Source organism: Fictibacillus phosphorivorans (genome assembly GCF_001619875.1).
Lineage (GTDB): Bacteria > Bacillota > Bacilli > Bacillales > Fictibacillaceae > Fictibacillus > Fictibacillus phosphorivorans_B.
Genome location: NZ_LRFC01000001.1, coordinates 742,987 through 754,792 on the forward strand (window position 1 = coordinate 742,987; position 11,806 = coordinate 754,792).

General features: G+C 38.8%; 11 protein-coding genes. 9 read left to right on the forward strand and 2 right to left on the reverse strand.

What is annotated here, in order from left to right:
• Positions 1–62 precede the first annotated feature (62 nt).
• Entirely contained in the window at positions 63–1,118 is a 1,056-nt protein-coding gene (locus AWM68_RS03820; RefSeq protein WP_066237042.1) for an EAL domain-containing protein, read from the forward strand.
• 144 nt (positions 1,119–1,262) lie between these two features.
• Positions 1,263–3,353, forward strand: coding sequence for a peptidoglycan D,D-transpeptidase FtsI family protein (locus AWM68_RS03825; protein WP_066237049.1), 2,091 nt, complete (start codon positions 1,263–1,265; stop codon positions 3,351–3,353).
• 342 nt (positions 3,354–3,695) lie between these two features.
• On the opposite strand, the gene AWM68_RS20960 is transcribed toward AWM68_RS03825, so the two are convergent.
• Positions 3,696–3,782, reverse strand: coding sequence for a YjcZ family sporulation protein (locus AWM68_RS20960; RefSeq protein ID WP_082820548.1), 87 nt, complete (start codon positions 3,780–3,782; stop codon positions 3,696–3,698).
• Positions 3,783–4,003: 221 nt separating this feature from the next.
• On the opposite strand from AWM68_RS20960, the gene AWM68_RS03830 reads away from it, so the two are divergent.
• The 3 genes from AWM68_RS03830 to AWM68_RS03840 all read left to right on the forward strand — a co-directional run bounded on the left by AWM68_RS03830 (position 4,004) and on the right by AWM68_RS03840 (position 8,366).
• Positions 4,004–4,540 (forward strand): copper resistance CopC family protein, encoded by a 537-nt coding sequence (locus tag AWM68_RS03830; RefSeq protein WP_066237052.1) that lies wholly within the window; start codon positions 4,004–4,006, stop codon positions 4,538–4,540.
• 251 nt (positions 4,541–4,791) lie between these two features.
• Positions 4,792–6,555 carry an ABC transporter ATP-binding protein gene (locus tag AWM68_RS03835; RefSeq protein ID WP_066237485.1) on the forward strand — a complete coding sequence of 588 codons (1,764 nt, stop codon included), beginning with the start codon at positions 4,792–4,794 and terminating at the stop codon, positions 6,553–6,555.
• Positions 6,555–8,366, forward strand: a complete 1,812-nt coding sequence (locus AWM68_RS03840) for an ABC transporter ATP-binding protein (RefSeq protein WP_066237054.1) — start codon at positions 6,555–6,557, stop codon at positions 8,364–8,366. Before AWM68_RS03835 ends, AWM68_RS03840 begins: the two co-directional genes overlap by 1 nt.
• A 33-nt stretch (positions 8,367–8,399) precedes the next feature.
• Here AWM68_RS03840 and AWM68_RS03845 read toward each other — a convergent pair whose 3' ends face one another.
• On the reverse strand, positions 8,400–9,368 hold the full coding sequence (locus AWM68_RS03845) for a metal ABC transporter solute-binding protein, Zn/Mn family (protein ID WP_066237057.1): 969 nt from the start codon (positions 9,366–9,368) through the stop codon (positions 8,400–8,402).
• Between the two features lie 324 nt (positions 9,369–9,692).
• Between AWM68_RS03845 and AWM68_RS03850 the strand changes: the two genes are divergently transcribed.
• From AWM68_RS03850 to AWM68_RS22170, 4 genes are all read left to right on the forward strand, one after another.
• Positions 9,693–10,115 (forward strand): CBS domain-containing protein, encoded by a 423-nt coding sequence (locus tag AWM68_RS03850; protein WP_066237059.1) that lies wholly within the window; start codon positions 9,693–9,695, stop codon positions 10,113–10,115.
• Between the two features lie 324 nt (positions 10,116–10,439).
• On the forward strand, positions 10,440–11,024 hold the full coding sequence (locus AWM68_RS03855; RefSeq protein WP_066237060.1) for a DedA family protein: 585 nt from the start codon (positions 10,440–10,442) through the stop codon (positions 11,022–11,024).
• A 151-nt stretch (positions 11,025–11,175) separates the two neighbouring features.
• A complete protein-coding gene (locus AWM68_RS03860) occupies positions 11,176–11,370 on the forward strand; it encodes a hypothetical protein (RefSeq protein WP_066237066.1) in 195 nt (64 codons plus the stop codon).
• A 125-nt stretch (positions 11,371–11,495) separates the two neighbouring features.
• Complete coding sequence (locus AWM68_RS22170; RefSeq protein ID WP_425590562.1) at positions 11,496–11,777, forward strand: HesB-like (seleno)protein; 282 nt, start codon at positions 11,496–11,498, stop codon at positions 11,775–11,777.
• Positions 11,778–11,806: the final 29 nt, after the last annotated feature.

Here is an 11,806-nt window from a genome sequence, read left to right on the forward strand (position 1 = left end):
GCGCAGAATTATAAAATAGCAAATTTTACAAAAGTTTGCAATTCTTTTTTGGAGGTTTTGTAATGTCATGTTCTCAGTGTCGACCAACAGGAGATTTTCCTCTAGAAGGTTTTATTCATATCCGTTCAGAGCATCCCGTTCTTTTACAGAGTTTGCAGCACATTTTTTCTGAGGATGGACTAGAGGGAATATCGTCCCCAATCGGCGTATCTGCAAAATATAACAATCTTCCCTTCCTTCAATCATTATGTGAACGACTTTTAAGCACATTCAATGATCAAGCTGTTCAATCGTTTCATTGTGCGCTTACTCATACTATTGATGAAGCAAACGGCTTTATTACATGGAATCCATTTCATCACTTTTTGGAAAGAATAAAAAACAGAGACCTTTATGAAGTCATCCAACAGCAAATGTTCACTACATATTCACAACCCATTGTTTCATTGAAGAATGAAGAAATTTATGGGTACGAATTCTTGCTTCGTCCGTTATCAGATCGTATTGAGTTTAAGCCATACGAACTTTTTCAGTTTGCTGAAAAATCAGGATTACAAGCTCTTTTAGACGGTAATGCACGAATGACTTCCATAAAGAATAGTTCTGGAACAGTGCCTAGAGGAGTAAAACGGTTCATTAACTTCCTTCCTTCGTCCATCTATGATCCAAAGCACTGTTTGGCAACAACATTTAGAGCAGCAGCCGAATCTGGAGTCGATCCGAATGACTTGGTATTTGAAGTTGTTGAAACAGAAGAAATTGCTGACATCGATCACTTAAAGAGCATCTTAAAGGCATATCAAGATCAAGGAATGAAAGTAGCCCTTGATGACTTAGGTGCTGGTCATTCAACGCTTGCTGTATTAAGAGAACTGAAACCGGATTATGTAAAAATCGACCGGAAAATTATCTCTTTCTGCGATGAAGACGATTCTAAAAGAGAGATGATTCAGCAGATTGTAGAAACAGCAAGGGAAATAAATGCAGTAGTATTGGCAGAGGGAATTGAAAGAAAAGAAGAAGCTGACGTCGTTTTAAAATGTGGTGTCGAGCTCGCACAAGGCTACTATTTCGGAAGACCTGTACCGACAGATCGTCTTGCAGCAGCGGCACACTGAAATTGTAAAAACCTTATCAAAAAAAGATAAGGTTTTTTTTGCTGAATATCTTGGAATTGTGGTCAACTTCTAGTAATCTATATGTAGAAGCTTTTGTAATATAATTGTAAAATTAAAGGGAAAAATTCCAAAAGGAGCGGAATGATGGTAACGAAAGCGGATCCGGAAAAAAAGAAGAAAAAAACACAAGTACCCTTTCGTTTAAATGTCTTGTTTTTGGTCGTCTTTTTTCTATTCTCTATTCTTATTCTAAGGTTAGGTGTTCTTCAAATCGTGAATGGAGAGGAAAAACGAATAGAATCTGAAGCAGTTGAAGAAGTCATTGCAAGAAAAGAAGCACCTCGTGGAAAGCTGCTTGACGCGAACTTTCGTGAAGTTGTTGGAAACGAACCATTCTTTTCTTTAACATATACGAAAACAGTTGATACAAAAGCAGAAGACACGATGCGGATCGCAAAATGGCTTGCTGAACGCCTTGGCGTAACGGAAGATCAAAAAAAGAAAATTACCGTTCGCGACAAGAAAGACTATTTTATTGCACAACATGATGTAACGGAATTAATAGAAGAACGTCTTAGCAAGAAAGAAAAGAAGTTGAGCGACAAGGAACAATATAAGGCTCTAGTTGATAAAATAACCGAAGAAGAAATCAATAGTCTCTCTGATGAAGACATCAAGATTTTAGCATATAAACGGGCAATGGATACGGGGTATGCGTATTCTGCGCAACGTATTAAAACAAATTTAAACAATAGCGAAGTTTCCATAATCTCGGAGAATCTTGGAGACCTCCCAGGGATTGATATCATGGCTGATTCAAAAAGAATCTACCCATTTGGTGAATCCTCCATTTTTGGGCAGGTAAAACAAATCCCTAAATCGAGAACTGACTATTTTATGAGTATGGGGTATGACAGAAGTGACCAAGTAGGGGTAAGTGGTCTTGAAGATCAATATGAACAAGTACTTAGAGGAACAAAAGAAAAATCTGTTTATCTAACGAATCCTAAAACGGGGGCAACAATCGGTGAGCCTAAAACCATCCCTGGGCAGCGCGGAAAAGATATCGTACTGACACTAGACATGGAGCTTCAATTCCACTTGGAAAAGATTTTAGAAGAAGAGATTTTAAAAGCAAAACCGCTCGGCGGAAATGATTTGCTTAAATCCGCATACATCGTAATGATGAATCCTAAAACAGGTGAGATCAAAGGGATTGCGGGGAAAACATACGAAGACGGAGAATTCCACAACGATTCATATGGTGCACTCTACAACTCTTATGAAATGGGCTCAACCGTTAAAGGAGCAACTGTGCTTACGGGGCTTCAAAAAGGACTCGTTCATATGGGAGAATATATATATGATGCTCCATTTACTAAGAATGGAATGAACAAGTCTTCCTGGAAAAACATGGGCTCTATAAATGATTTAGATGCACTAAAGATGTCCTCAAACGTTTATATGTTTAACATTATGGATCGCATGATAGGTCCTGAACACTGGACACAAACCTACGCTGAAGCACGTTATTCATTCAGTCAGTTTGGTCTCGGTGTAAAAACGGGGATTGATTTTCCGAACGAGGCAACAGGTTATGAGGGGAAACCACCAGAAGGGGAGTCGGGTACTCTATATGACTTAGGTATCGGACAGTTCGATACGTATACGACAATGCAATTGGTACAGTATGTATCAACGATTGCGAATGGCGGATACCGAGTGAAACCTCAATTGGTGCGTGAAATTCGTGAACCAGCTCCGAATAATGAGGCAAATGGAAAGTTGTTAAAACGTTTTGAACCAGAAATTCTAAACAAGCTTGATGTTGAAGAGAAATATATTGAACGCGTACAAAAAGGATTTTGGCAAGTTATGCATGCACCTGGAGGAACAGCAAAGAGTTATTTTGATGATCCTGAAAAGTACCACAATCCAGCAGGTAAAACAGGAACTGCCCAGCGTATTATAAGACATCCGCGTACTGGGAACCTTGTTGAAAAGCATAACCTAACACTTGTCGGATATGCACCATTTGAAAACCCTGAAATCGCATTCGCTGTTGTGGTTCCAGAAGGTACACCGCAAAACGGAAATCAAAAAATCAACAAGTACATCGGACAGCGTGCGCTAGAAGCGTATTGGAATTTAAAAGAAAAATACGGTGAAAACGCAGCAGTAGTTAACGGTAACTTAGATAAAGATAAAGAGGAAACAGAGGACTCAGCACAATGATGCTGAGTCTTTTTCTTGTCGAAACAAATTGTTGTTTTCTAAGATTGTTTTTTGTTGAAAAATTCAGGGTTTATATGCGTTTCTAAGATATTGTTGTTTTAGATATATTTTCTTTAATGCTCTGCTTCTTTGAAAAGTTAATTGGAGCGCAAGGGCGAGACTCTCGGCTAGGACAGGCGGGCAGGTAAGACACTTAAAAGTGAAACGTTAAGAATGTGGCTCACCGGCTGCCCCGCGGAAATCGAGCACCTGCAGCGGAAATCAACTGCGTTCAATATCAATATGAATTATCCAATAGAAAAAACCGGCCGAAGCCGGTTTTATCCTTCAAGCTATTCATTATTAGCAGAAGCAAGCTGCCCCAACAATAATCAATAGAATAAATAACACTACTACCAATGCAAAAGAATTGCCATAAGAATAACCCATCGATTTTTCCTCCTTTAATTCTTGCAATTGTTCATTCCATATATCCTATGCCTGTTTTCCTTTTCGAAGTGGGCATGAGCCTAGATTCCAGTAAAATAGGCGTTAAATGTATGTTTGACCACAAAAGTGTCAAGTCTTTGTAAAGACTGTATACTTGTGAAGTCCACCTTTTCTTTGTTTTAATAAAGAGAGAAAGAAAATATGGAACAGGGAGTCAAGTTATGAAAAAAATACTCTTATCCTTTATTTTAGTGCTTATGATGGGTATACAACTGCCTTTATCGGCGTTTGCTCATTCTGAACTTGAATCATCCACACCTGCTGAGGGAGAGAAAGTTACAACAGACCTTGAAGCAGTCGTACTAACCTTTTCAACAAAGATTGAATCGTTAAGTACGATGACGCTAAAAAACGGTGATAAAGAAATACCTCTGCAAATAAGTATTGAAGATGACCAAATGACTGGCGCAATCAGTAATCCGTTGGAGAATGGGAATTATACAGTAGCGTACAAAATTATTGGTGCTGACAGCCATGTGATTGAAGGGGACTATACGTTCTCTGTAGATCGCCCTGAACAAGAACAAGCAAAAGAAGATAATCCAGAAGACAGGCAAGACGATAATGCTGAGCAAGCATTGCCAGATACGGAGAAAAAAGAACAGGCTAAAAATCCAAGTTATTTTGCACCACTTACGATTGGCTTAGTGATTGTAATTGCCATCGTATCGTTCTTTGCATTTAGAAGAAAACGTTAATGTGAGAAGTCTCGAATATTTCGAGACTTTTTTTAGTACGATAGGAGAGAGTAACTTGTTTAACTAAGTTGATATTTTATTTTGTGTTTTATAAATAAAATGAGCAAAAATATAGTTTTTTCCAACAATTCTGTTATATGATGTATATTGTGTTTAATTTTGGCTCTTTTCGTAAATGTTGTTGCTCTCTTTTACAGCAACAAGGTATGCGAAAACAGCTTTTGTTATTTAATAGGGGGAGGGAGATTGGTCTGGATACATTTAAGAGATTAAAAGACTTTTATTGGCCGTATAAAAAGTTTTTTTATTGGTCGATTATCACGTTGTTTCTTGTATCGGGAATTACGGTTGTTTATCCGATGGTTCTGCAATTTACCATCGATGAAATCATTATTAAAGGGGAATATTCACTCGTCCCTTATGTAGCAATTGGTTTTATCGTACTGATGGCCATTAAAGGTGCTGCTACATATAGTCATCAATTTTATGGAGATCTGTTTGGCATCAGTTCCGTCTACCAGCTTAGGGAATCGCTATACGAAAAACTGCAGTTTCTGCCATTTGATTATTATGATAATGCAAAGACAGGTGACCTCATGTCCCGTTTAACGGCAGATGTGGAAGGTTTCCGTTTCTTTCTATCGTTTGGATTTTCTCAACTTATCAACTTTGTATTAATCATTGGCTTCAGTCTTTCTGTTATGTTCTTCTATTCCATTCCTTTGGCTATCATAACACTCTGTATGATGCCTTTCCTCGCAATCGTCGTTTACAAGTTTGATAAAGAAGTTCATCCCGCTTTTAGAGGAATTCGAAAATCCATGGCTAACCTTAACACGAAGGTGCAGGAAAACATTAGCGGTATAAACACAGTAAAATCACTGTCTCGTGAAGATTTTGAGATTGATAAATTTGATCGTTCAAATGAAGATTATAAATCTCAATTCCTAACAACCTCACACATATGGGCAAGGTACTTTCCAATCATGGAATTGATCGGAAATCTTTCTGTCGTGCTGCTGCTTGCTTATGGAGGTTATCTTGTTATTCAAGGGAATCTGACCGCAGGAGAGCTCGTAGCTTTCTTTAGTCTTGTTTGGTACATCATGGGACCTATCATGAATTTAGGGTTTATCATCAATACTTTTTCTCAATCCAAAGCTTCAGGAGAACGTTTGTTAGAGCTCTTAGACGAACCTCTTGAGATGGAAGGGGAAGACCGTGAGCTTGAAATGATTCGTTTTGATGGAGAAGTAGTCTTTGAAGACGTTACGCATCGTTATAAGAATGAGAAAAAAGATGCTCTTAAACACGTAACGTTTACAGCCAAGCCTGGTCAGACGATCGGACTGATCGGGGCAACTGGCTCAGGAAAAACTTCCATTACACAGCTTCTTTCAAGATTCTATCAGCCACAGGAAGGCTCCATTCTGATCGATGGAAAACCGCTTGAAATGTACTCACTAAGAACGATCCGAAAGAACATTGGCACCGTGCTGCAAGAGTCTTTTCTCTTTTCTTCGACGATCAAGGACAATATTTCATACGGTAATCCCGATGCGGAGATGGATGACATTATTGATGCCGCAAAGCGCGCACAAGCACATGACTTTATCATGGAGCTGCCAGACGGTTACGATACGGTGCTAGGAGAAAGAGGGCTTGGACTTTCTGGAGGACAAAAGCAGAGAATTTCCATTGCAAGAGCTATATTGATCGACCCGACCATCTTAATTCTGGACGACGCGACAAGTGCAGTTGATATGGAAACAGAATTCAGAATACAGAAAGCATTAAAAGAAGTGATGAGCGACCGGACGACATTTATTATCGCACATCGAATTTCCTCACTAAAACATGCGGATGAGATCCTTGTGCTTCATGAAGGAGAAGTCATTGAACGAGGAACACATGATGAGCTTATAAATAATGAATCAGGAGCGTATCGCAGAATTTACAACATTCAATATCAAGATAAAGACAAAGTGTTTCACATGAACGGCAGGGGGGTGTAATGGTGAAAGAAACAAATAAAAAAACGCGATTTCGTTATTCATCTGAACAAGTCATCGACAAGCCGTTTAACTGGGGTCAGATCATTCGTTTGTTCGGATATATGAAGCCATACAGCAAGAGCTTATTGCCGAAAGCAATTTTAGCTATGATCGTTTCAACTGCTGTTCGACTTGTCGTGCCTGTGTTCATCGGGGTTCTGACATTTGATCATGCGATTAAAAACAAAGATACAAATCTGCTAATCACATTAATTTTCGCGATTGCAGGTCTTTATCTGCTGTCTTGGGGAGCTAACACACTTCGCATAAAATGGATGAACTATCTAGGACAATATGTGATTTATGACATCCGGAAGCATCTGTTTAAACATATACAACGTTTGTCACACCGTTTTTTTGATCAGCGTTCTGCAGGGTCCATCCTTGTACGGATCATTAATGACGTAAATTCACTGCAAGACTTGTTCACAAATGGGGTAATCAATGTCCTCATGGATATCATCTTGCTGTTTGGTATTATCGTGATCATGTTTGTTTATAGTCCAGAACTCACTTTGGCGATCATGGTCATCCTTCCTTTGATGTTCTTTATTTCAACAAGCCTTAGAAAAAAAATCAGACGATCATGGCAGGTAGTTCGAATTAAGCAAGCCAAGCTGAATTCGCATCTAAACGAAAGTATCCAAGGCATTCGGGTTACGAAATCTTATACGCAAGAAAAAGAGAACATGAACTTTTTTAACGGAGTAAACAACGAAACATATGACAGCTGGAAGACGGCTACACAGCAAAATGCGTTATTCCGTCCATTCGTTGAGATGTCGAACGCGATCGGGACAGCTATTCTGCTTTGGTTTGGCTCTTACTTGATTCAAGGGGAAGCGTTGGAAATTGGGGTGTTTGTTACATTTGCCTTTTACCTTGGCATGTTTTGGGAGCCGATCTCAAGGCTTGGCCAAGTGTACAATCAGCTATTGGTTGGTATGGCATCTTCGGAAAGAATTTTTGAGTTTTTAGATGAGAAGCCGAATGTGCATGAAAAAGATAATGCGTATACCTTCTCGCAGATTAAAGGAAATATTGAATTTAAAAATGTTGAGTTTGCGTATAACGCCGACCGAAAAGCGTTAAAGGGAATCGATCTTTCCATAAAAGCTGGTCAGACTGTAGCACTTGTAGGTCATACTGGATCAGGGAAGACGACGATCGCAAACTTAGTCAGCCGTTTTTATGATCCGACTGCTGGTGAGGTCTTGATCGATGGCAAAAATTTAAAAGACGTACAATTAGCAAGCTTGCGAGAAAAAGTGAGTGTAGTTCTTCAAGACACGTTCATCTTTTCTGGAACGATCAAAGATAACATTCGTTTTGGAAGACCAGATGCTTCAGATGAAGAAGTAAAAAGTGCTGCAAGAGCGGTTGGTGCTCATGCTTTTATTGAGAGGCTATCAAATGGATATGAAACAGAAGTAGAAGAAAGAGGGAACGTTTTATCCGTCGGAGAAAGACAGCTCCTTTCTTTTGCAAGAGCCCTCCTCGCTGATCCAGATATTTTGATTCTGGACGAAGCGACAGCAAGCATCGATACGGAGTCAGAACAAAAGATACAAAAAGCATTGAAGACTTTGTTAAAGGACAGAACCGCAATTATCATTGCCCACAGACTTTCTACCATAAGGGAAGCTGACAATATTGTTGTTCTTGACCATGGAGAAATTATGGAACAAGGCAGTCACGCTGAGCTTATGAATGCTGAAGGAATCTATTATCACCTTGTCGTTTCTCAATTTAAAATGCTTGATGCCATATAAAAAAACGCCGGGGAAATTCCTCGGCGTTTTTGCTTATTGTAAGGCTTTTGAAAGCGTATTGATGTTATCCTTCATAATCGAAAGGTAATCACGGTTATTTTGAATATCTGTTTTCGTTCTTGTTTCTAAATTGTGAAGTGTCAGTGTTTGGGCGCCTACTTCTTTCTTGATCATAGCGGCTACCTTATTATTCACATTCTCTTCAAATAGTATATAATTCGTTTTTTCTTTTTTTGCGTTTTCAATAATGGTTTGGATCTGCTGCTGGCTAGGTTCGTGTGAAGGAGAAAGTCCGCTGATCGCAATTTGTTCTAAGCCGTAACGCTCAGCCCAATATCCGTAAGCTGCATGAGACACGATGAACGAATCTTTCGGAGCATTTTCGACACTAGCTTTAAAAGAAGAGTCCAGCTCTTTTAAATCAGCAATGAGTGCTTCATGATTTTTTTTGAACGTCTCTTTCGATTCAGGTTTTAATTTAACCAGCCCATTATAAATATTATCGGCCATATGTTGAGCTAAAACCGGATCTAGCCAAATGTGCGGGTCTAGGGACCCATGTTCATGATGAGATTCTTCTTCATGACCATTTTCCTCAGCTTCGTGTTCCTCATGTTCTGCATGTTCTTCGTGTTCTGCCGAGTCATGATACGTAATACCTTTTGCACCATCAATGATCGGCATGTCTTCTTCTTTTAAAGTATCTGCAACAGAAGAGGAGAATTCGTCTGATTCGAGTTTGTTATAAACAAATGCATCTCCTTCTGTAATCTCCACCATCTTTTTTGTAGAAGGTTCATACGTGTGTGCGTCAGCACCAGGAGGTATAATAGAAGATACTTCCACATGCTTGCCGCCAATTCTTTCTGTAAAATATTCTAATGGATACATAGTCGTATATATCTTCAGTGTACCTTCTTTTTTATCAGATGCGTTGTTGTTTCCGCATGCTGATGATATGAGTAATAATATAATAGCGCTTAGTAAGCCAAGTTTTCGCATATTTTGATGTCTCCTTTCCAACAATCCTTACTCATTATAAACGGAATGATTACGATTTGTAAAATATTTTTTATTATGATGGTTTACTTTCTAATTTTAACTGTTGTTTTTTCTGTAAGTAGCGAGCAAAAAGGAGGCGCAGGTCAACTGCCTTTTTAGACAACAATATTTTTGCACCACTATCAAAATAACGGGGTCTGGGAAATATAATGTATAGTGTTAAATAAAGCAGACATATGTTCTTTTTGTTATAATAGAGAAGGTGTTTATTAAAGCGTTTTAAATAAGCGTGAATCATGCTTAAAAAGGAGAGCGCGTACTAACATGAATATTGCTTTTTATTTGTTGCCTAAAGATGAAGTGAAGTACTTGAACCCTGAAGCAACGATGAGGCAGGCACTTGAAAAGTTATCTTATCACAAGTATACTTCTGTGCCTCTCGTATCTGAAGAAGGCCGCTACATAGGAACGTTAACAGAAGGCGATCTATTATGGAAACTAAGGGAAGCCTTTGACAAAGGGTATGATGAAGTATTGAAAACCAAGCTGTCAGATGTTCCGCAGCGAATCAATAATATTTCTGTTTCCATCAATTCAAATATGGAAGACCTTATTACTTTGTCTACGGATCAAAACTTTATACCCGTTACAGACGATGACGGCCATTTTATTGGAATTATAAGAAGACGGGACATTATCAAGTATTGTGCAAATTTAATTTGGAACAAAGAGGTTACAAAAGATTAAGGCAGATGTCTTAATCTTTTTGTAATACAGCAGGGAATATATGCGCTGCGAGAATTTCATCTGGGAACATTCTATCTACGTGTTTATGAAAGCATATTGTTTTTTGTGGCTTTGCATACATTGCTTTATCAGTACAATATAAGACAACATGCTTTATGAACAATAACAGTATATTTTTTCATTATGAAACATATAGATTAGGACCGATTGAAGTTTGGACAAGTATAGTTGTAGTTCGAGGAAGGTAGAAGTCAACATTTTACTTGCAGGCAGGAGCACATTACATTACGAAGCAGCCAAATATAAAACCGTTAAGGAGACATAATGAAAGAATTAGTGATTTCCCTTTTAGAATGGATTATGAGTTTAGGTCATTTTGGTATTGCATTAGGATTGATGGTTGAAGTCATTCCGAGCGAACTTGTATTATCTTATGGTGGTTATATGGTATCTCAAGGGCACTTGAATTTCACCCTAAGTGTTATTGCGGGAACAATCGGAGGAACACTTGCTCAGCTCTTTTTGTATTGGATGGGGTATTACGGGGGACGTCCATTTCTTGAAAAGTACGGGAAGTACATTCTAATCTCAAAGAAACAGATTGACTTGTCCGAGAAATGGTTTAATAAATATGGAACAGGCGTCATCTTTTTTGCGCGTTTCATTCCTGTTGTGAGACATGCCATCAGTATTCCGGCAGGTATCGCGAAAATGTCATTCGCTAAGTTTACACTGTTCACTACACTAGCGGTTATTCCATGGTCGATATTCTTTATAGAATTAGGAAGCAGACTTGGATCTAACTGGGAAGACATCAAAACCATTGCAGCTCCATACACTCGAGGCATTATGATCGCAGCAGTGGTAATTATCTTTTTATTTATTTTGTACAAAGTAAAAAAGAAGTAAGTTTATACTATGATTCTATAATTATGTGAGGCCTGGTGAATCGCCAGGCCTTTTATTATTGTCTTGATTATGCGGGACAAATTCTAAAGATGGATGTCCGAAACATATATATCGCTACTGCAAAAAAATGAAAAATAGGGAGGGATGGTGAATGGAAGCATTTATTAAAAATTACCATGAAACGTATAACGCAGCGAAAGTGAATGAGCTTTTGCTGCGCATTAAAGCTCATAACGAAAAGGAGAGCATGGCAGCGAGAGTGTCGGAAGCCATGGAGATATGCGGATTCAGCCCTTGTGATATCGAGCAGGTCCTTAAGCAGCTGAGAGGGGGGGACAGACCCTAGACAATTACACTTTCACTGTTTTTGTGCATCTCAGGAAGACACAAACAGCCATCTCGTTAAAAAAACCCATTTCTTAGACTAGGCACCGACTTTTACGTTATACTTCTTAGTAAGAGGTGATAGTTGTGGAAATTACGCTAAGTGCAAAAAAATATATTGATGAAGTGCTGGAGATGAACAACGCTAACGGTATTCGAGTATATTTTGCAGGCATGGGCTGAGGCGGTCCTAAGCTAGGCCTGGCTCTGGATGAGCCGGAAAATACAGATGTAATTGAAGAGATTAATGGAATTCGAGTGGCATTTGATACAAGAATTAAAGACCAAACTGCAACCCTGAAGCTAGACTTTGAAGATTCAAAACATGGTGCAGGTCTTGTAATGCTCGGTCAGGACGAATGCTGTTAACGATTTAAAATGGCTAATGACTTGTAACC

Bases quoted from the DNA above. Each gene is read 5' to 3' on its own strand.
- AWM68_RS03830 (WP_066237052.1), top strand. From the start codon at position 4,004: ATGAAAAAAATACTCTTATCCTTTATTTTAGTGCTTATGATGGGTATA.
- AWM68_RS20960 (WP_082820548.1), bottom strand. From the start codon at position 3,782: ATGGGTTATTCTTATGGCAATTCTTTTGCATTGGTAGTAGTGTTATTT.
- AWM68_RS03820 (WP_066237042.1), top strand. From the start codon at position 63: ATGTCATGTTCTCAGTGTCGACCAACAGGAGATTTTCCTCTAGAAGGT.
- AWM68_RS03845 (WP_066237057.1), bottom strand. From the start codon at position 9,368: ATGCGAAAACTTGGCTTACTAAGCGCTATTATATTATTACTCATATCA.
- AWM68_RS03860 (WP_066237066.1), top strand. From the start codon at position 11,176: ATGGAAGCATTTATTAAAAATTACCATGAAACGTATAACGCAGCGAAA.
- AWM68_RS03825 (WP_066237049.1), top strand. From the start codon at position 1,263: ATGGTAACGAAAGCGGATCCGGAAAAAAAGAAGAAAAAAACACAAGTA.
- AWM68_RS03850 (WP_066237059.1), top strand. From the start codon at position 9,693: ATGAATATTGCTTTTTATTTGTTGCCTAAAGATGAAGTGAAGTACTTG.
- AWM68_RS03855 (WP_066237060.1), top strand. From the start codon at position 10,440: ATGAAAGAATTAGTGATTTCCCTTTTAGAATGGATTATGAGTTTAGGT.
- AWM68_RS03840 (WP_066237054.1), top strand. From the start codon at position 6,555: ATGGTGAAAGAAACAAATAAAAAAACGCGATTTCGTTATTCATCTGAA.